The organism is Streptomyces sp. NPDC048600 (assembly GCF_055587025.1).
The window spans coordinates 206,572-226,076 of record NZ_JBVJGZ010000013.1 but is presented as its reverse complement, the minus strand read 5'-3'; the positions used below and the strand labels follow the sequence as shown (position 1 = coordinate 226,076).

17 protein-coding genes and 1 tRNA gene are annotated in these 19,505 nt (G+C 71.5%); 12 read left to right on the top strand and 6 right to left on the bottom strand.

The features are described from left to right. Positions 1 to 151 precede the first annotated feature (151 nt). The 7 genes from ACZ6SQ_RS19860 to ACZ6SQ_RS19830 all read left to right on the top strand — a co-directional run bounded on the left by ACZ6SQ_RS19860 (position 152) and on the right by ACZ6SQ_RS19830 (position 8,374). Positions 152 to 811 (top strand): SCO family protein, encoded by a 660-nt coding sequence (locus ACZ6SQ_RS19860; RefSeq protein WP_469563580.1) that lies wholly within the window; start codon positions 152 to 154, stop codon positions 809 to 811. Continuing rightward, on the top strand, positions 808 to 1,263 hold the full coding sequence (locus ACZ6SQ_RS19855; protein ID WP_469563577.1) for a copper chaperone PCu(A)C: 456 nt from the start codon (positions 808 to 810) through the stop codon (positions 1,261 to 1,263). Before ACZ6SQ_RS19860 ends, ACZ6SQ_RS19855 begins: the two co-directional genes overlap by 4 nt. A gap of 13 nt (positions 1,264 to 1,276) precedes the next feature. Further along, positions 1,277 to 3,250 (top strand): copper resistance CopC/CopD family protein, encoded by a 1,974-nt coding sequence (locus ACZ6SQ_RS19850; protein WP_469563574.1) that lies wholly within the window; start codon positions 1,277 to 1,279, stop codon positions 3,248 to 3,250. A gap of 6 nt (positions 3,251 to 3,256) precedes the next feature. After that, positions 3,257 to 4,546 carry an iron uptake transporter deferrochelatase/peroxidase subunit gene (efeB, locus tag ACZ6SQ_RS19845; RefSeq protein ID WP_469563570.1) on the top strand — a complete coding sequence of 430 codons (1,290 nt, stop codon included), beginning with the start codon at positions 3,257 to 3,259 and terminating at the stop codon, positions 4,544 to 4,546. A gap of 113 nt (positions 4,547 to 4,659) precedes the next feature. Beyond that, positions 4,660 to 5,592, top strand: a complete 933-nt coding sequence (gene pheA / locus ACZ6SQ_RS19840; protein ID WP_469563568.1) for a prephenate dehydratase — start codon at positions 4,660 to 4,662, stop codon at positions 5,590 to 5,592. A 704-nt stretch (positions 5,593 to 6,296) separates the two neighbouring features. Further along, a complete protein-coding gene (gene serS, locus ACZ6SQ_RS19835) occupies positions 6,297 to 7,574 on the top strand; it encodes a serine--tRNA ligase (protein WP_469563566.1) in 1,278 nt (425 codons plus the stop codon). Continuing rightward, the gene (locus ACZ6SQ_RS19830; protein ID WP_469563563.1) at positions 7,571 to 8,374 is read left to right on the top strand and encodes an HAD family hydrolase; all 804 of its coding nucleotides are present in this window, start codon (positions 7,571 to 7,573) and stop codon (positions 8,372 to 8,374) included. The genes serS and ACZ6SQ_RS19830 overlap by 4 nt, the downstream gene beginning before the upstream one ends. A 328-nt stretch (positions 8,375 to 8,702) precedes the next feature. On the opposite strand, the gene ACZ6SQ_RS19825 is transcribed toward ACZ6SQ_RS19830, so the two are convergent. The 5 genes from ACZ6SQ_RS19825 to ACZ6SQ_RS19805 form a co-directional block, all read right to left on the bottom strand. Beyond that, positions 8,703 to 8,787 (bottom strand) — tRNA-Ser (locus ACZ6SQ_RS19825). 265 nt (positions 8,788 to 9,052) lie between these two features. Continuing rightward, entirely contained in the window at positions 9,053 to 9,772 is a 720-nt protein-coding gene (locus tag ACZ6SQ_RS19820) for an ABC transporter permease subunit (RefSeq protein WP_469563560.1), read from the bottom strand. A gap of 10 nt (positions 9,773 to 9,782) precedes the next feature. Continuing rightward, positions 9,783 to 10,694, bottom strand: coding sequence for an ABC transporter ATP-binding protein (locus ACZ6SQ_RS19815; RefSeq protein ID WP_469563557.1), 912 nt, complete (start codon positions 10,692 to 10,694; stop codon positions 9,783 to 9,785). Then, positions 10,691 to 11,599, bottom strand: a complete 909-nt coding sequence (locus ACZ6SQ_RS19810; protein WP_469563554.1) for an ABC transporter permease — start codon at positions 11,597 to 11,599, stop codon at positions 10,691 to 10,693. The genes ACZ6SQ_RS19815 and ACZ6SQ_RS19810 overlap by 4 nt, the downstream gene beginning before the upstream one ends. Next, on the bottom strand, positions 11,589 to 12,623 hold the full coding sequence (locus tag ACZ6SQ_RS19805; RefSeq protein WP_469563597.1) for an ABC transporter ATP-binding protein: 1,035 nt from the start codon (positions 12,621 to 12,623) through the stop codon (positions 11,589 to 11,591). Before ACZ6SQ_RS19805 ends, ACZ6SQ_RS19810 begins: the two co-directional genes overlap by 11 nt. Before the next feature lie 423 nt (positions 12,624 to 13,046). Between ACZ6SQ_RS19805 and ACZ6SQ_RS19800 the strand changes: the two genes are divergently transcribed. The 5 genes from ACZ6SQ_RS19800 (at position 13,047) to ACZ6SQ_RS19780 (ending at position 18,271) form a co-directional block, all read left to right on the top strand. Further along, positions 13,047 to 13,889: a M24 family metallopeptidase gene (locus ACZ6SQ_RS19800; RefSeq protein ID WP_469563552.1), complete on the top strand. Its 843-nt coding sequence runs from the start codon at positions 13,047 to 13,049 to the stop codon at positions 13,887 to 13,889. Between the two features lie 2 nt (positions 13,890 to 13,891). Then, a complete protein-coding gene (locus ACZ6SQ_RS19795) occupies positions 13,892 to 15,643 on the top strand; it encodes an SDR family oxidoreductase (RefSeq protein WP_469563548.1) in 1,752 nt (583 codons plus the stop codon). Between the two features lie 225 nt (positions 15,644 to 15,868). Beyond that, positions 15,869 to 16,417 (top strand): RNA 2'-phosphotransferase, encoded by a 549-nt coding sequence (locus ACZ6SQ_RS19790; protein WP_469563546.1) that lies wholly within the window; start codon positions 15,869 to 15,871, stop codon positions 16,415 to 16,417. A gap of 234 nt (positions 16,418 to 16,651) precedes the next feature. Continuing rightward, positions 16,652 to 17,095: a hypothetical protein gene (locus ACZ6SQ_RS19785; protein WP_469563543.1), complete on the top strand. Its 444-nt coding sequence runs from the start codon at positions 16,652 to 16,654 to the stop codon at positions 17,093 to 17,095. 231 nt (positions 17,096 to 17,326) lie between these two features. Further along, entirely contained in the window at positions 17,327 to 18,271 is a 945-nt protein-coding gene (locus ACZ6SQ_RS19780) for an HAD-IIB family hydrolase (protein ID WP_469563540.1), read from the top strand. A 105-nt stretch (positions 18,272 to 18,376) separates the two neighbouring features. Here ACZ6SQ_RS19780 and ACZ6SQ_RS19775 read toward each other — a convergent pair whose 3' ends face one another. Then, positions 18,377 to 19,420 carry a M23 family metallopeptidase gene (locus ACZ6SQ_RS19775; protein ID WP_469563538.1) on the bottom strand — a complete coding sequence of 348 codons (1,044 nt, stop codon included), beginning with the start codon at positions 19,418 to 19,420 and terminating at the stop codon, positions 18,377 to 18,379. Positions 19,421 to 19,505 lie beyond the last annotated feature (85 nt).

Sequence of the window (19,505 nt, the reverse complement as noted above, 5' to 3'; positions counted from 1 at the left end):
TCTCGGGACTCCTCCGTTCCCCCGGACCCCCCCTCTCCCGGGGGGGGGGACACACCCCCCCCCCGCCGGCCGGACACCGAACCTCGGTGCGCGCCGGGACGGCCAACGCCCCGGCGCGCACCGGAGCACCTCACCTCCGGGACATCACTCCATGCACTCCAAGCGCAAGAAGCAGCTCGCAGCGGCAGCGCTCCTCGCCGCCGCCTCCCTGACCCTGTCCGCGTGCGGCGGGGGCGACGACGGCGCCTCGCCCGTCTCCGTGGTCTCCGAGGAGACCGGCTCGGACAAGGCCGCCACCGTTCTCGACAAGCCGTTCGAGAAGCCGGACATGATCCTGACCGACACCACGGGCAAGGAGTACGACTTCCGCAAGGAGACCCAGGGGCGGCCGACGCTGGTCTACTTCGGCTACACCAACTGCCCCGACGTCTGCCCGCTGACGATGAGCAACATCGCCGTCGCCAAGAAGTCGCTGTCCAGGGCCCAGCAGGACGCGCTGCGGATCGTCTTCGTCACCACCGACCCCGAGCGCGACACCCCCGAGGCGCTCGGCAAGTGGCTCAAGGGCATCGACCCCCAGGTCGTCGGCCTGAGCGGCGACTTCGCCACCATCCAGGCCGGGGCCCGCACCCTCGGTATCTCCATCGACGCGCCGAAGAAGGAGAAGGGCAAGGTCGTCTCCATGCACGGCACCCAGGTCATCGCCTTCTCACCGAAGACCGACGCCGGCTACGTGCTCTACGGCGAGGACGCCACCGTCGACGACTACACCGCGGACCTCCCGAAGCTGATCGAGGGAGCCAAGCCGTGAGGCGTGCCGTTCCGGTGACCGCGTTCGCCCTGGCCGGTGCGTTGGCCCTGGCCGGCTGCGGCGGTGGCGACGAGGGCTCCTCCGGCGCCGAACTGTCCGTCAGCGGTGCCTACATGCCCCAGCCGGTCTCCGACATGGCGGCCGGGTTCCTGACCATCGCCAACGACGGCGACAGCGGCGCGCGCCTGACCTCCGTGACCAGCGACCTCGGCGAGGTCACCGTCCACGAGACCAGCGGACAGGCCATGCGGGAGGTCTCCTCCCTCGACGTGCCCGCGCACGGCTCGCTCGTCCTCGAGAGCGGCGGCAGCCATCTGATGTTCGAGGGCCTCGCCGATCGGCCCGAGGAAGGCCAGACCGTCTCCGTCACGCTGCACTTCAGCGGTCTCGACCCGGTCGAGGTCGACCTGCCGGTGAAGCCGGCGACGTACCGCCCCACGTCCGGGAACTGAGGGAGGGATCACCGTGGCGCACACCGTCACCCCGCGCGTCCGCACGCTGGTGCTGCTGCTCCTGGCCGTCGCCGGCGCGCTGCTCGCCGGTGCCGCACCGGCCTCCGCGCACGCCGCGCTCACCGGCAGCGACCCCGGGCAGGGGACGGTGGTCGAGCAGGCGCCCCGGCAGGTCTCGCTGACCTTCTCCGAGGCCGTCTCCTTGACCGGCGACTCGCTGCGCGTGTTCGACCCCAAGGGCGAGCGGGCGGACAACGGCAAGGCCTCGGGCAGCGGCGGCACGACGTACGCCGTGGCACTGCACTCGGGGCTGCCCGACGGCACCTACACGGTGACCTACCAGGTCGTCTCCGCCGACAGCCATCCCGTCTCCGGCGCCTTCACCTTCTCGGTCGGCGCGCCCTCCGCGACCACCGTGTCCGTCGACCAGGCATCGGGCGACGGCCCGGTCGGCCGGCTCTACGGGCTCGGCCGCTATGTGTCGTACGCCGGGTTCATCGTGCTGGTCGGCGGCTGCGCCTTCGTGCTGGCCTGCTGGCAGCGCGGTTCCGGTGTGCGCGCGGTGCAGCGGCTGGTGGTCTCCGGCTGGGTCGCGCTGACCGCCGCGACGCTCGGGCTGCTGCTCCTGCGCGGCTCGTACACCACCTCCTCGAAGGTCGCCGACGTCTTCGACCTGGAGCTGCTCGGCCAGGTCCTCCAGACCAAGACCGGTGCCGCGCTGGTGTCACGGCTGCTGCTGCTCGCGGCCGGGGCCCTCTTCATCGCCGTCCTGTTCGGGGCGTACGACAAGAGGGAGGGGCAGGAGAAGCGGGACCTGGCGTTGGGGCTGGCGATCGGCGGCGGTGCCGTGGCCTCCGGTCTCGCGGCGAGCTGGGCGATGGCCGAGCACGCCTCCAGCGGGCTCCAGCCCGGCATCGCCATGCCGGTCGACATCGTCCATCTGCTGGCCGTGGCCCTCTGGCTCGGCGGACTCAGCACGGTGCTGGTCGCGCTGTACCGGGCGCCCGCCGACACCCCGCTGGACGCGACCGCCGTGCGCCGCTTCTCGCGGCTCGCCCTCGGCTGTGTGATCGCCCTGGTCGCGACCGGCACCTACCAGGCGTGGCGGCAGGTCGGCACCTGGCCGGCGCTGACCGGGACGCGGTACGGCCAGTTGCTGCTGGTGAAGCTCGGGGTCGTGGCGGTGCTCGTCGGCATCGCGTGGCTCTCACGGCGGTGGACGTCCCGGCTGGCGGAGCCGCCGGTGGAGACGGCCATCGCGAAGAAGACCGTGCGGACGGGTGCGGGGGCGGCGGCCGACACCGACGCCGACACCGACGCCAGCGCCGAGCCGGGCTCCGGGGGCTCCGGTACGTCGGGGTCCGAGGGCTCCGGCACGTCGGGGTCCGAGGGATCTGACTCCGGTACGACCCCCGCGCGGGCAGCGCAGCTCGCCCGGCAGCGGGCCGCCGAGGAGAGCGCGCGGCGCAAGCAGGCACGGGACGCCGACCCGCAGCGGTCCGGACTGCGCCGCTCGGTGCTGGCCGAGGCGTCCGTCGCCGTCGTGGTGCTCGCCGTGACCACGATGCTGACGTCCACCGAGCCGGGCCGCACCGAGGAGGAGGCCAAGGCCGCCACCGCCGCGGCCGCGGCCGCCCCGACGTCCGGCGCGGTCACCCTGGACATGCCGTTCGACACCGGCGGCGAGGACGGCAAGGGCCTGGTACGCGTCGAACTCGACCCCGCCCGGGTCGGCGGCAACGAGATGCACGTCTATGTGGAACGGCCCAACGGCCGCGCCTTCGACGTCCCCGAGGTGAAGCTGTCCTTCACCCTGGAGTCCCGGGACGTGGGCCCACTGCCCGTCGTGCCGGACCACATCACCACCGGACACTGGTCGGCCAGCGGGGTGCAGATCCCCATGGCCGGGGACTGGACGGTCGCCGTGACCGTGCGGACCTCCGACATCGACCAGACGACCGTCGACAAGAACGCGAAGATCGGCTGAACCACCATGGCTGACCATTCCCTTCCCGAGGCCCGGACCTCCGAGGAGAACCCCGCCGCCCCGGCGTCCCCGGCCGACGGGGGCGTCTCTCGGCGCACCCTGCTCGCCACCGCGGGTGCCACCGGGCTCGCGCTCGGTGCGGCGGGCGGTGCCGTCGGGTACGCGGCGGCGCCGGCGGAGGCGACGCCGCTCACCTCGGTCGGCGCCGGGGAGGCGATGTTTCACGGGAAACATCAGCCGGGCATCACCGACGCCCTCCAGTCCTGCGGCCATCTCGTCGCCTTCGACCTGGCCCCCGGGGCGGGACGCAGGGAGGCCGCCGCGCTGCTGCGCCGCTGGTCGGACACGGCCCGGCGGCTGATGGCGGGCGGGCCCTCGGCCCAGGAGGACACCGGCATCGCGCTGGACGCGGGCCCCTCGTCCCTGACGGTCACCTTCGGCTTCGGACACAGCTTCTTCGGGCGTACGGGGCTCCAGCAGCAGCGCCCGGTGTCCCTGGACCCGCTGCCCGACTTCTCCTCCGACCAGTTGGACAAGGCGCGCAGCAACGGCGATCTGTGGGTGCAGATCGGCGCGAACGACGCCCTGGTCGCCTTCCACGCCCTGCGCGCGATCCAGAAGGACGCGGGGGAAGCGGCCCGGGTGCGCTGGCAGATGAACGGCTTCAACCGGTCGCCGGGGGCCACCGCGCACCCGATGACCGCCCGCAATCTGATGGGCCAGGTCGACGGCACACGCAATCCCCAACAGGCCGAGCCCGACTTCGACCGGCGGATCTTCGTGCCCGCCTCGGGCGCCAAGGACCCCGCGTGGATGGCGAACGGCTCCTACGCCGTCGTCCGCCGTATCCGCATGCTCCTGGACGACTGGGACGGGCTGTCCGTCAAGGCGCAGGAGGATGTCATCGGGCGGCGCAAGGCCGACGGGGCGCCGCTGTCCGGGGGCTCGGAGACGGCCGAGATGGACCTGGAGAAGACCGACGCCGAGGGGAACCTGGTCGTCCCGATCGACGCGCACGCGCGGATCAGCCGGCCCGACCAGAACGGCGGCGCGGCCATGCTGCGGCGCCCGTTCTCCTTCCACGACGGCATCGGCGCGGACGGGGTCCCGGACGCGGGGCTGCTGTTCGTCTGCTGGCAGGCCGATCCGCTGCGCGGCTTCGTGCCGGTGCAGCGCAAGCTGGACCGGGGGGACGCGCTCTCGCGGTTCGTCCGGCACGAGGCGAGCGGGCTGTTCGCGGTGCCGGGCGGGGCGGCGGAGGGGGAGTACGTGGGACAGGGGCTGCTGGAGGGGTGAGAGGGGCGGGCGGGGGCGCGACTCGGCAGCCTGCCGAGTTTCAAACCACCCTCAAGAGTGGTCGTCATGAGACGGGCACGCCTGAGGCGCGGGCGGCCATTAGGGTGAGGGACATGCCAGCGAGCTATGCGTATCTCGGCCCCGAGGGCACCTTCACCGAAGTCGCCCTGCGGACGCTCCCGGAGACGGCGACCCGGGAGCTGGTCCCCTATGTGTCCGTGCAGTCTGCGCTGGACGCGGTGCGCACCGGCGAGGCCGAGGCCGCGTTCGTGCCGATCGAGAACTCCGTCGAGGGCGGTATCACCACCACCCTGGACGAGCTGGTCGCGGGCGCGCCCCTGATGATCTACCGCGAGGTGCTGCTGTCGATCACCTTCGCGCTGCTGGTGCGGCCCGGCACGAAACTGTCGGAGATCAAGACGGTTTCGGCCCACCCGGCCGCCCAGCCGCAGGTGCGCAACTGGCTGAAGAAGAACCTCCCGGACGCCCAGTGGGAGTCGGCCGCGTCCAACGCGGACGCCGCCCGGCTGGTCCAGGAGGGCCGGTACGACGCCGCCTTCGCCGGTGAGTTCGCGGCGGCCCGCTACGGCCTCGAGGCCCTGGAGACCGAGATCCACGACGCGGAGAACGCCCAGACGCGCTTCGTGCTGGTGGGACGGCCGGCCAGACCCGCCGCGCCGACCGGGGCCGACAAGACCTCCGTGGTGCTGTGGCAGCGCGACGACCACCCCGGTGGACTGCGCGACCTGCTCGGCGAGTTCGCCACCCGCGGCATCAACCTGATGCTGCTCCAGTCCCGGCCGACCGGGGCCGGCATCGGCAACTACTGCTTCTGCGTCGACGCAGAGGGCCATATCTCCGACCGGCGGGTGGCCGAGGCCCTGATGGGGCTGAAGAGGATCTGCCTGGAGGTGCGGTACCTGGGCTCGTACCCGCGGGCCGACGTGGAGATCGCGGATGTGAGCCCGCCGCGGCTGGGGACCTCGGACACGGAGTTCGTCGAGGCGGCGGACTGGGTGGCTCGCTGCCAGGACGGCCGCTTCTAGGCGCACGTTCTCAGCGCACGCCGGGGGCGCTCGGGGGAACGGTCGCCGGGCTGTCTCGCCTCGGGGTGGCCCGGGCCGAGTCACGTGCCGAGTTGTCCCGCCACAGGGCTCTGGACGGTTTTCGGCCGATCACACCTGTCGTACCTGCGCATTTTCGTTATCCACAGGAGTTATCCACAGGTCCGCTTCTCGACCTGTGCACAAGTCGACAACGAAGTGCCATGCAGTCGACAAATCGCCCTGGAGCGACCAACTGTGTCCACCAGGGCGTAAGTCACCCTTCGTCCACGCGTTTCCTTTGATCAATCCTTTGGGGCGACGCATTTCCACTCGAAGGTGGGCTCAATGACGGTTCTCCCAGGGAATCGCAGGGAGCGGCAAAGCGTTCCGGAGTGATCAATTCCGGCATCCACAGATCTTCCACACAGCCTGTGGATAACTTTTCACGGCTGTGGATCGCTGTGGACAACGCGGGCCGGCGAGGGCTCCAAGTCCCGTTCTCCACAAGGGATTCCGGTCAACAGGACGCACCTCACATGCCTCGTCCCGGGGAGTGAGACACTTTTCCATTGACACGCCTCGACGTCTAACTCCGCCGGTCGAGATCATGCGACACAGAGGGCAATTCCCCCATAACGGTACGTACTCCACAGCGCGGAATAGTGAGTCGTGGGCCGTCACCGCGCACCGGTAGCCTTGAGCGCGTGATTGACCTTCGCCTGCTCCGTGAGGACCCCGACCGTGTGCGCGCGTCCCAGCGCGCCCGTGGAGAGGACGTCGCGCTCGTCGACGCTCTCCTGTCTGCCGACGAGCGGCGCAGGTCGTCCGGCGTCCGCTTCGACGAGCTGCGCTCCGAGCAGAAGTCGCTCGGCAAGCTGATCCCCAAGGCCACGCCCGAGGAGCGCGCGGAGCTCCTCCAGAAGGCCGAGCAGCTCAAGACCGACGTCAAGGCCGCCGAGGCCGCGCAGAACGAGGCCGACGAGGAGACCAAGCGGCTCGCCCAGTCCCTCGGCAACCTCGTGCACCCGGACGTCCCGGTCGGCGGCGAGGAGGACTTCGTCGTCCTGGAGACGCACGGCACCATCCGTGACTTCGCCGCCGAGGGCTTCGAGCCCAAGGACCATCTGGAGCTCGGCGAGGCCCTCGGCGCCATCGACGTCGAGCGCGGCGCGAAGGTGTCCGGCTCGCGCTTCTACTATCTGACGGGTGTCGGCGCCCTGCTGGAGCTGGCCCTGGTCAACGCGGCGATCGCGCAGGCCACCGAGGCCGGGTTCATCCCGATGCTGACCCCCGCGCTGGTCCGCCCGCGCGCCATGGAGGGCACCGGCTTCCTCGGCCAGGCCGCGGAGAACGTGTACCACCTGGAGAAGGACGACTACTACCTGGTCGGCACCTCCGAGGTCCCGCTCGCGGCCTACCACATGGACGAGATCCTCGACGCAGGCCAGCTGCCGCTGCGCTACGCGGGCTTCTCCCCGTGCTTCCGCCGCGAGGCCGGCACCTACGGCAAGGACACCCGCGGCATCTTCCGCGTCCACCAGTTCGACAAGGTGGAGATGTTCTCGTACGTCGCTCCCGAGGACGCCGAGAACGAGCACCAGCGGCTGCTGGAGTGGGAGAAGCAGTGGCTGACCGGCCTGGGGCTGCCCTTCCAGGTCATCGACGTCGCCTCCGGCGATCTGGGCGCCTCCGCCTCCCGCAAGTACGACTGCGAGGCGTGGATCCCGACCCAGGGCAAGTACCGCGAGCTGACCTCGGCCTCCAACTGCGACAGCTTCCAGGCCCGCCGCCTGTCGGTGCGTATGCGTGACGGCAAGCAGGTCAAGCCGCTGGCCACGCTCAACGGCACGCTGTGCGCCGTCCCGCGCACCATCGTGGCCATCCTGGAGAACCACCAGCAGGCCGACGGCTCGGTGCGCGTGCCCGAGGTGCTGCGGCCCTATCTCGGCGGCCGCGAGGTGCTGGAGCCGGTGTCCAAGTGACCACCGGGTTCCCCTACCGGCTGATCGCCACCGACCTCGACGGAACGCTGCTGCGGTCCGACGAATCGGTCTCCGGGCGCACCCGTGAGGCGCTCGCCGCGGCCACCGCGGCGGGCGCCGCCCACATCGTGGTGACCGGGCGCGCGGTGCCCTGGACCCGGCACATCCTCGACGACCTCGGCTATCAGGGCCTCGCGGTCTGCGGCCAGGGCGCGCAGGTGTACCACGCCGGGGAGCACCGGCTGCTGACCTCGGTGACCCTGGACCGGCAGCTGGCCGGGGTCGCCCTCGCGAAGATCGAGGCCGAGGTCGGTCCGCTGTATCTGGCCGCGAGCCGGGACGGACTGGACGGCGAGGTCCTGGTGGGCCCGGGGTACGCGCTCACCGGCGCGCTGCCCGCGATGCCGTTCAGTGACGCGGCGGACCTGTGGGCGGCGCCGCTGAACAAGATCTACATACAGCATCCTTCGCTGTCGGACGACCAGCTGGTGGAGGCGGCCCGGCGCGCGGCGGGCGGGTTCGTCACCGTCGCCCTGGCGGGTGCGGGGATCGTGGAGCTGCTGCCGCTCGGCCTGTCCAAGGCGACGGGGCTGTCGCTGGCGGCCCGGCGGCTCGGCGTCAAGGCCGCGGACACGGTTGCCTTCGGCGATATGCCGAACGATGTGCCGATGCTGGGGTGGGCCGCGTGGGGTGTGGCCATGGCCAATGCGCATGACGAGCTGAAGGCTGTGGCCGACGAGGTGACCGCGTCCAACGAGGAGGACGGGATCGCCGTGGTCCTGGAGCGTCTGCTGGGCTGAGGCCGTCGTGACGGTGCGGGCCGTGGTCGCCTTTTGCGCAGTTCCCCGCGCCCCTGAGGGCTGGCGCCGTCCTTAGGGTGCGGGTCGTGGTCGCTTCTTGCGCAGTTCCCCGCGCCCCAAGAAGGTGCAGCTCCTCGTACCCCGAGGGCGCTCGCGTGCCTCTAGGGGCGCGGGGAACTGCGCGATCAGCCGACGATCACCCGCGCATGCCCACGCACAGGAACCCGCGCCTCGCGGCACAGTTCCTGGCCCCCTCCGAGGGCGATCGGGGTAGGCGCACTCACACCGTGGCCGAAAGTCCTGCTCAGTCCCAGTGACAAACGTCTTGCGGAGGATGCACGGATCGAACGTGCGCGGGGTTGCCCCCGACCACGGCTTAGCAAGCCGGTGCCTTGCCACTCGGCCAATCCTCCGGGAGGGCGGCCTCACGCGAAGTGGGATTCGCGTGCTCGAAGCGGCCGCCCGGGCAGCTTGCGCACGGCGGGCTCGGACGGAGGGGTAACTACTCCGGAGCCTGCCGCGAGCTGCCCTGTGGGGAACTCGACGGACTGTCGTGCATGGACATCGTCGTGCTCCTCCCCAGTGCGTGACGCCGGTGGCGCGCAGCTCGCGCCCGGCGTGGACACATCCACTGTGCCGGGACGGCGAGTTGCGCGCCACCGAATTACGAGGGGCTGGTCACTCCTCGCCCGCGAGGGTCAGCGAGCGCAGCTTCTGGCCGGCGTACCAGGTGGCGAGCACCGTCACCGCGACCAGCAGCACCGTGGCCGTGGTCAGGCCGACGTCGGAGGTGACCAGGTCACCGCCCGCGACCTTCTGGGCCACGGCCAGGGACCACTGCTGCACGCTGAGGGTCCGGGCGCCGGGCACCAGGGAGCCGAACAGGGCCTCCCAGACGAGGGCGTAGACCAGGCCGAAGACCACCGCGTGCCGGGAGACCGTGCCGAGCAGCAGGAACACGGCGGCGTAGGCGATGGAGGAGACCAGCGCGGCGACCGTGTAGGCGACCGCGATCTGCTGGCCGTTGCCGTTGAGGATGAACCCGGCGACGAAGGTCGGCAGTGCCGAGAACACCATCGTCACGGCGATCGCCACGATCAGCTTGGTGAAGATGATCGTGGGCCGCTTCACCGGCTTGGACAGGAGATAGACGACCGAGCCGTCGTCGATCTCCGGGCCGATCGCGCCCGTGCCCGCGATGACGCCGATGATCGGCACCATCGTGGCCAGTGCCAGTCCGCCGAGCAGGTCGGAGGCCGTCTGGTCGTCCGCTCCCGCGAGGCCGCGCACCACCACCGAGATGGCGATGAGCAGCAGCGGGAGCGCGCCGAGGATGAGGGCCCGGCGCCGGCCGAGCAGGGCCCGGTAGGTGAGTCGGGCGACTGTGGGGTCGTACATCTTCGGCCTCCTACGCCGCGACCAGGTACGAGAAGACGGACTCGAGGGACTCGTCGGACGGTGAGACCGTCAGCAGCCGAATGCCGTTGTCCCGGGCGACCTGCGGGAGCAGGGTGGTGAAGCGGCCGAAGTCGACCGCCTGGACGCGCAGCGCGCCCTCGGCGACGTCGACCTCGATGCCGGCCGTCGAGGGGTCGGCGATCAGCGCGGCCGCGAGGGCGCGGTCGTCGCTGGAGCGCACCAGGTAGCGGTGTGGGCGGTCGGTCATCAGCCGGCGGATCTTGCGGAAGTCGCCGCTGGCCGCGTGCCGGCCCGCCACGACGACCTCGATGTGCCAGGCGAGCTGTTCGACCTCTTCGAGGATGTGGGAGGAGAACAGCACCGTGCGGCCCTCGTCGCCCATGCGGCGCAACAAATCCATCAGCTGCATGCGCTGGCGCGGGTCCATGCCGTTGAACGGCTCGTCGAGCAGCAGCAGCGAGGGGTCGTGGACCAGGGCCGAGGCCATCTTCACGCGCTGGCGCATGCCCTTGGAGTACGTGGAGATCTTGCGGTCCTGGGCGTACTCCATCTCGACCGTGGCGAGCGCCTTCTGGGCGGCCTTGTCGCCCAGGCCGTGCAACTCGGCGTTGGCGACGACGAATTCGCGTCCGGTGAGGAAGTCGTACATCGCCTCGCGCTCGGGGACGATGCCGATGTGCCTGTAGATGGCCTCGTTGCGCCAGACGGGCTGTCCGTCGAGGGTGACGGAGCCGGTGGAGGGGGCGAGGAAGCCGCCCATCATGTTGATGAGGGTGGACTTCCCCGCGCCGTTCGGGCCGAGCAGGCCGGTCACGCCGGGGCCGATGCTCATGGTGATGTCGTTGACGGCGACCACGTTGCCGAACCAGCGGGAGACGTGGTCGATCTGGAGCGTGGTCACAGGCCCACCTTCTTGTAGCGGCGGATCAGGAGGCCGTAGCAGGCGGCGATCAGGCCGAGGACGACCAGGACGTAGACCGCGCCCTCGCCGTGGGAGGGACCGACGCCTCCGGGGAAGGAGGAGGGGGCGCCGAGGAACGCCGACTGGACTCCGTCGATGAGGGTGACCGGTGAGAAGAGACCGATCCAGGCGATCGCGCCGGAGCTGTCCTGGAGCTCGGCGATGCCCTGGAGGGCGGAGACCGCGCCGTAGGAGATGGTGAACACCGCGATGACGGCGGCGATGCCGAAGCCGCGGCGCGGGGTGACGGAGGCGATCACCAGGCTGAGCCCGGCGAACAGCAGCGAGAGCAGAGTCACGGACACGAGTCCCTGCGCGAATCCCTTGGTCTGGTCGGCGAAGTCGAGCTTGGCCAGCAGCGCGCCGATGTAGAGCACCAGCACCGGGGCCGCCGTGAGGATGAACAGCGCCGAGGCCAGGGCGGCGAACTTGGCGCGGACGTAGTCGGCGGTCTCGATCGGCCGGGAGAAGTAGAGCGGGACCGTCTTGAAGCGCAGGTCGCGGGAGACGGACTGGGGGGCCTGGGAGGCGACGTACAGGCTGATGACGGCCTGGAGGAAGATCGCGTACTCCGTGTAGCCGACCGGGAGCTTGCTGGCCTTCGTGGCGACCGCGACGGCCACCATGATGGCGGCGGGCACGCACATGACCACGAACAGCAGCATCGGCAGCACCTTGGACTTCACCGAACGGCCGAGGCCGTAGGAGCCGCGCAGGGACTGCGAGTACAGCGAGCGGGTGGCGTAGGCGCGGCCCAGGCGGGGGCCGTCGTAGTGACGGTAGCCGATGTTGTGGATACGGGTCTGGTCGCCCGGGGGTGCCGCCAGGGGGTGTTCAGCTGCCATGGCCGACGGCCTCCTTCGGCTGCTTGTCGCCGTGCCCGCCCGCGGGCGCGGTGGTGTGTTCGTGGGCGTGTCCGCCGGCCTGCTCGTCGCGGTGCTCGTCGGCGGAGGAGAAGACCTCCGCGATGTGGTGCCTGCGCTGTTCCATGCGCACCAGGCCGAGACCGAGGTCGGCGACGGTGTCGCGGACCAGGTCGTAGGTCTCTTCGCCCTGCGCGGTCAGCAGCAGGACGTGGCCGGCGCCGGGCAGGCCGCTGCCGTCCTGGACGGTGACGCCACGGGCGTGCAGCGCCTCGCGCATCGCCCGGGTGCCGTCGGGGTGCGCATCGGAGTCGGTGACCTCGACGGCGAGCGTGGTGGTGGTCTGGGTGAAGTCGGTGGTGGAGCTGGAGCGCAGGAGCTTGCCGCCGTCGACGACGACGACGTGGTCGCAGGTGCGCTCCAGTTCGCCCAGCAGGTGGGAGGTGACCAGGACCGAGATGCCGAAGTCGGTGTGGATTCGGCGGATCAGGCCCAGCATGTCGTCGCGGCCGACCGGGTCCAGGCCGTTGGTCGGCTCGTCCAGGAAGACCAGCTGCGGGTCGTGGACGAGGGCCTGGGCCAGCTTCACGCGCTGCTTCATGCCGGTGGAGTAGCCGCCGATGGGACGGTAGCGCTCCTCGTACAGGCCGACATGGCGCAGGGTGTCCGCGGTGCGTTCACGCGCGGCGGCGGGCGGCAGACCGGACATGCGCGCCATGTGCACGACGAACTCGGTGGCCGAGACGTCGGGCGGCAGGCAGTCGTGCTCCGGCATGTAGCCCACGCGCTCGCGGATGGCGGCGCCCTCGGTGGCGACGTCGAGGCCGAGCACGGAGGCACGGCCCTCGCTCGCCGGGGACAGACCCAGCAGGATCTTGATCAGGGTGGACTTGCCGGAGCCGTTGGCTCCGACGAGTCCGGTCACACCGGCTCCGATGTCCACGGACAGCCGGTCGAGCGCGGTCACCCGGGGGAACCGCTTGCTCAGGCTTTCGGTCGCGATCACAGTCACGTCTACGAAGGTAGTGACGCGGACCACGCCGGTCGTCAGACTCCAGAGCAGTCTTGACGTCAGCCTCCAGTCGTACGGGAGGCCCGGGGTCCCCCTGAGGTCGGGCCAGGGAGAACCCTGAGGCGGGCCCTCCGCGGGGGCGGGCCGGGCCTTGGGCGACGGCTCGCGAACGGGGGTGAAGGCCGGTCGTCCGCACGGTCCGCGGCCGAGGGTGCCGCCCCCAGCCGTCCGCACGCTCCGCGACCCGGGGGCGCCGCCCCCAGCCGTCCGCACGCTCCGCGACCCGGGGGCGCCGCACGGTCGTCCGCACGGCCTGCGACCGCCCTATTGACGCCGACTCTAACAAGGTGCGAGATTCGGCGGTGTCAAGTTACGGACACGTACCGCAGTCGATGGGCTCGGGTGGGACGGGGCGGCATGACGACGGCAGTGGCAGACGGGATATCCGCGGAGCTGCGCGGATTCAGGACGGTGCAGCGGCTCGCCTACGAGTGCGCCGAAGCGGTGGCGGCGCAGCTGAAGCCTGGCGTCACCGAGCGTGAGGCCGCGCGCATGCAGCGGGAGTGGCTGCGCGAGCGGGGTGTACGGGACTGGTTCCATCTGCCCTTCGCCTGGTTCGGCGACCGCACGGCGTTCGCGGGCTTCCGCATCCCGCTCCAGTTCTTCCCGACCAACCGGGCGCTGGAGCCGGGGATGCCGTTCATCCTCGACATGGCCCCGGTCTACGAGGGCTTCACCGCGGACATCGGCTACTCCGGCTCGCTCGGCCTCAACCCCGTGCAGAACCGGCTGATGGACGACCTCCGGGCACACCGCGAGCTGATCCTGCGCGAGGTGCGCGAACGCCGCTCGCTGCGGGAGATCTACGAGGACGTGGACCGGCTGATGGTCGGCCAGGGCTACGCCAACCGGCACCGCGCCTACCCCTTCGGCGTGATCGCGCACAAGGTCGACAAGGTCACCCCTCGCCGGTTCTCCCCGACGGTGTTCGGCTTCGGCACGCAGTCCCTGAAGGGCCTCGCGGCCGACGCGCTGCACGGCCACCGGGAGGGCTGGTCCCCGCTGTGGTCGCCATACCGCTTCTCCGACCATCCGCCGCAGCCGGGGCTGTGGGCGGTCGAGCCCCATCTCGGATTCCGGGGCACCGGCGCGAAGTTCGAGGAGATCCTCGTCGTCACCGACTCGCGGGACCCCGAGGAGAGCGCCTTCTGGCTGGACGACGATCTGCCGCACGTGCGGCGCTGGGCGGAGGAGAAGTGAGCATGCTCCAGGGTGCGCGGGAGCGCCGGGTACGGACCGGCGGCGTCGAACTGTGCGTCGCCGAACTGGGTGACGCGCAGGCCCCGACGGTGGTGCTCGTGCACGGCTACCCGGACAGCAAGGAGGTCTGGTCCGAGGTCGCGCCGCGCCTGGCCCAGAACTTCCACGTGGTGCTCTACGACGTCCGCGGCCACGGGCGGTCCACCGCTCCGGAGCCGCTGCGCGGGGGCTTCACGCTGGAGAAGCTCACGGACGACTTCCTGGCGGTCGTGGACGCGGTGAGCCCCGGCCGGCCGGTGCACCTGGTCGGGCACGACTGGGGCTCGGTGCAGTCCTGGGAGTTCGTCACGGTCAAACGCACCGAGGGCCGGATCGCCTCCTTCACCTCGATGTCCGGCCCGTCCCTGGACCATTTCGGGCACTGGATCAACAACCGTCTCAAGCGCCCCACCCCGCGCCGGGTCGGCCAACTCCTCGGCCAGGGCGCCAAGTCGTGGTACGTCTATCTGCTGCACACCCCCGCCCTGCCCGAGCTGGCCTGGCGCGGTCCGCTGGGCAGGAGCTGGCCCGGCATCCTGCGGCGGCTGGAGAAGGTGCCGGGCGGCAACTACCCCACCTCATCACTGCCTTCGGACGCGGCGCGCGGCGCCTGGCTGTACCGGGACAACGTGCGCGCACGGCTGCGCAGGCCCCGCCCGGACGCGTACGCCCACGCGCCCGTGCAGCTCATCACGCCGCTCGGCGACGCCTTCCTCTCCGAGCGCCTCTACGACGAACTGGAGCTGTGGGCACCGCAGCTGACCCGGCGCACCCTGCCGGCCAAGCACTGGGTGCCCCGCACCCGGCCCGAGCAACTGGCCTCCTGGATCACCGAGTTCGTGTCGGGCATCGAGGGCGGCCGTACCGAACTCGCGCCGACCGGGCGGCACTTCGAGCGGTTCGGCGGGCAGCTCGTGCTGGTGACCGGTGCGGGCAGCGGCATCGGCCGGGCCACGGCGTTCGCGTTCGCCGAGGCGGGCGCGCGGATCATCGCCGTCGACCGGGACACCGAAAGCGCGGTGCGCACGGCCGAGTTGGCGCGACTGGTGGGCGCGCCGGGGGCCTGGGCGGAAACGGTGGACGTGTCCGACGCACAGGCCATGGAGAAGCTCGCCGAGAAGGTCCTGCTCGAACACGGCGTCGTGGACGTGCTGGTGAACAACGCCGGGATCGGGCTGTCCGGCTCTTTCTTCGAGACCACGCCGGAGGACTGGAAGAAGGTCCTCGACGTCAACCTGTGGGGTGTGATCCACGGTTGCCGTCTCTTCGGGCGGCAGATGGCCGAGCGCGGGCAGGGCGGACACATCGTGAACACCGCGTCCGCCGCCGCGTTCCAACCCTCGCGCGCGCTGCCCGCCTACAGCACCTCCAAGGCGGCCGTGCTGATGCTCAGCGAGTGTCTGCGCGCCGAACTCGCGGGCCAGGGAATCGGGGTGAGCGCGATCTGCCCCGGCCTGGTGAACACCAACATCACCTCCACGGCTCGGTTCGTCGGCGTGGACGAGGCGGAGGAGAAGCGGCGGCAGAAGAACTCCTCGCGTCTGTACGGACTGCGCAACTACCCTCCGGAGAAGGTCGCCGAGGCGATCCTGCGGGCCGTCGTGCGCAACGACGCGGTCGTGCCGGTGACCCCCGAGGCACGTGGCGTGCACGCCTTGTCCCGTTTCGCACCTGGCGTGTTGAGGCGTCTGGCACGGGTGGAGCCGCGCCTGTAGGGGCGAACGTGCCTGGTGGGGAGGCTGTTTCATCAACAGGTGTGGACGGCTGACGGGTTCGCCAAGTTACGTGCTTGTTAAGCAACTTGGCGAACTACCGCAAAAACCACAGTGGTTGTCCACATATCGGCGAACTGGGCTGTGGATAACCGCTGTTGCTTGTGGATCAAACCTCGGCCCGGAAAGAAAGTGCGGGAGAGTCGCCCGCTCGGCATGCTGGGTCGCATGGACGAAAGACGCACCGTGAAGGTGTCGAAGTACCTCTCCAAGCATCTGCGTCATCAGCCGGAGCGGATCGGGCTCACCCTCGACGACGGCGGCTGGGTGGAGATCGAGACTCTGATGACGGCCGCCGCCGGGCACGGGTTCCCCTTCTCGCGCGAGGAACTGGACCACGTGGTGGCCGCCAACGACAAGAAGCGCTTCGCCGTCGAGGGCACCCGGATCCGCGCCAGCCAGGGCCACAGCGTCGACGTGGACCTGGGCCTGCCGCCGGCGACCCCGCCGCCGTATCTGTACCACGGGACCGTGGCCCGCAATCTGGACGCGATCCGGGCGCAGGGGCTGCGGCCGATGAACCGCCATGACGTACATCTGTCCGTGGACCGGGAGACCGCCACGCGGGTCGGTGCCCGCCGGGGGCGGCCCGTGGTGCTGACGGTGGACGCGGGCGCCATGCACCGGGACGGCCATGTCTTCCACGTCAGCGCGAACGGGGTGTGGCTGACGCAGGCCGTGCCGCCGGGGTATCTGCGGTTCTCCGAGTCGCGGTGAGCGGTGGCGGGGAGACGTCGTGAGGAGGGGTGCCCGCGCGGAGGGGGGTCGCGCGGAGGTAGTGGGGCCGTTGGGCTGCGGCTGAGCGCGCGCCGGGCTGTGGCTGTGACCGGCAGGGCCGTGGCTGAGCGCGGATCGGCTGTGGCTGGCGCGGGCCCGGTCGAGAAGCAGCGCCTGGCCGAATCAGTGTCGCGCCGCTGTGCCGGGGCGCATACACCCGGCATGATCACTGGTATGGACCATTTGCCCACCACCGAGGCGGCCGTCGCCGCCCTGCGGGCCATCGCCGACGAGTACGCCCGCGAGATCGAGGTCACCCACGACATAGGCGCCGACCAGACCTCCCGGCGGACGACCGCGGGTGTCGGCGTCACCACCGACGCGGACGGCTCGCTCCCGCACGAGGCCCATGTCGAACTGGGCGGCCTCCCCGTCGTCAGCGTGCGGCTCTACCCCGAGGACGACGCGCTGATCACCGTGGACGGGGTGGAGTGCCCCGACGTCGACCGCGACGACGTGCCCGCTTTCGTACGCGCCCTCTACGACGGACGGGCCTGGGTCAGGACCCGGCGGTTCCCCCCGGGAGACTTCCTGATGGTCCCGCTGCCGGGCGACCGGGTGCACAAGGAGTTCGTCCTCGTGGGGCTCACGCCTTGGCTGGCCGCCCGCGCGCGGTGACCTCGCGGGGGTGCGCGGCGACCCCGCAGAGCGTGCGGCGACCTCGCAGGGCGCGCAGTGACCTCGCGGAGCGTGCGGTGACCTCGCGGAGCGTGCGGTGACCTCGCAGGGCAGGCGGTGACCTCGTGGGGTGGCGGCCGAGCCGGACAGCCTCGGCAAGCCGGACCGGCGCGGCGGCCCGGGAGCCCGCACCGCCCAGATGTGCGGACCGCCGCACGCCCGTGCGGGCATATGCGCGAGAATGGCCGGGTGACCTCAGCGACGCGACAGCCCGAGCCCCCGGCCTCCTCCCCGCTCTCGACCTCGCTCGACGCCATATCGCCCGGTCGGGCGGGCGCCCCGGTCGTCCGGCCGCGACTGATCGCCACCGACCTCGACGGCACGCTCCTGCGCGACGACAAGTCGGTCTCACCGCGGACCGTGGCCGCGCTGGCCGCCGCCGAGGAGGCCGGTATCGAGGTCTTCTTCGTGACCGGCCGCCCGGCCCGCTGGATGGACGTCGTCAGCGACCACGTCCACGGCCACGGCCTGGCCATCTGCGGCAACGGCGCCGCCGTGGTCGACCTGCACGGCGGCCCCGGCGCCCACCGCTTCGTCAAGGTGCGCGAGCTGGCCCGGGGGAACGCCCTGGACGCCGTACGACTGCTGCGGGACGCCGCGCCCGGCACGATGTACGCGGTCGAGCAGACGTACGGCTTCAACCAGGAGCCGGACTACCCGAAGCTGCACATGGAGATCCCGGACACCCTGGCACCGGCCGAGGAGCTGCTCGGCCAGGACACGCCCGGCGCCGGCGAACCCGTGCTGAAGATCCTCGCCTTCCACCCCACGCTCGACCCCGACGCGTTCCTCACCCTGGCCCGCCTCGCGATCGGCGACCGCGCGAACGTCACCCGCTCCAGCCCCAGCGCCCTGCTGGAGATCAGCGGCCCCGGCGTCTCCAAGGCCAGCACCCTCGCCCTGTGCTGCGCCGAGCGCGGCATCTCGCACGAGGAGGTCGTGGCCTTCGGCGACATGCCGAACGACGTCGAGATGCTCACCTGGGCCGGCCGCTCCTACGCGATGGGCAACGCCCACCCGGACGTGATCGCCGCGGCCTCGGGCCGCACGGTCGCCAACAACGAGGACGGGGTGGCCGTGGTGATCGAGGAACTCCTGGCGCAGGCCCAGGCGTAGGCGGCCCGCCGGGGCCCCGCGCATCCGGTCCGCCCAGGTCCGCGGCCCGGCTCCCGAGCGGCGCCGCCGGCCCGCCGCGCCGCCCCGCCCGGCCCGGCCCGGCCGTCACAGGTTCACCCCGCGCGCGGCCAGCCACGGCACCGGGTCCACCCCGGAGCCCAGCTCAGGGGTGACCCGGACCTCGAAGTGCAGATGCGGGCCGGTCGAGTTCCCGGTCGTGCCGGACTGGCCGATCCACTGCCCGGCGCCCACCCGCTCGCCCTCGTCCACGGCGACCGAGGCCAGGTGGGCGTACTGCGTGTAGTAGCCGCCGGGATGTTCGACGAGCACCTGGATGCCGAAGGCGCCCCCGCAGGACACGGCCGCCACCCTGCCGTCGCCGACCGACCGCACCGGCGTGCCGATGGGCACCGCGAAGTCCTGCCCCGTGTGCCGGTTCGCCCAGCGGTCGCCGCCGCTGCCGAAGCCCGCCGACAGCTCGTACGTCTCCACCGGCGCGACCCAGCCCCGGGTGGCCGTGGCGGGCGGCTGTTCGAGCCTGACCGCGCCCCGGCAGCTGCCCGCGAGGGCCGACGCGTCCGCCTCCCCCTGGAGCCTGGAGCGGGCCTCCTCCAGCTTCGCCTCGATGGTCTGCTTCAGGGCGGCCAGTTCGCTCCTGCGCTTCTCCAGGTCCTGCCAGGCCGCCGCGGTCTTCGCCTCGTCGGCCGCGAGGCGCCGCTCGGCGCGCCGGTTCTTGTCGACCGCGTTGTCGAGCGCCAGGTTCGCCTGGGAGAACACGTGCTGACCGCGCATCAGCTCCTCCGGACTGCCCGCCAGCACGATCTGCGCGGCGACCGGGAGCCCGCCGCCGTCGCGGTACTGGGCGCGCGCGATCCGTCCCAGGTCCTCGTGCAGCACGGCGATCTCGCTCCGCCGGCGGTCCAGCAGTTCCTCGTAGTGCCGCGCCAGGGCCCGCTGCCCCTCGGCCGCCCGCCGCCCGTCCTCGTACTGCCGGGTGGCCACGGCAGCGTCCGCGTACAGCCGGGCCACCTGCGCCGCCGTGCTGTCGGCGGCACCGCCGGAGTCGGAGGCCGCGGGACGGGCGGCGAGGACGGCGCCCGCGATCAGCAGCACCGGAACGATCAGAGGGTGACGGCGAGGTGAGGGCATGTCAGTGATCGTGACCCCGGCCCCCGCCCCGAGTCCTGTTCAAGTCGTACGGCTGGGGGACGCATTGCTGCGAACGGGGTGATGG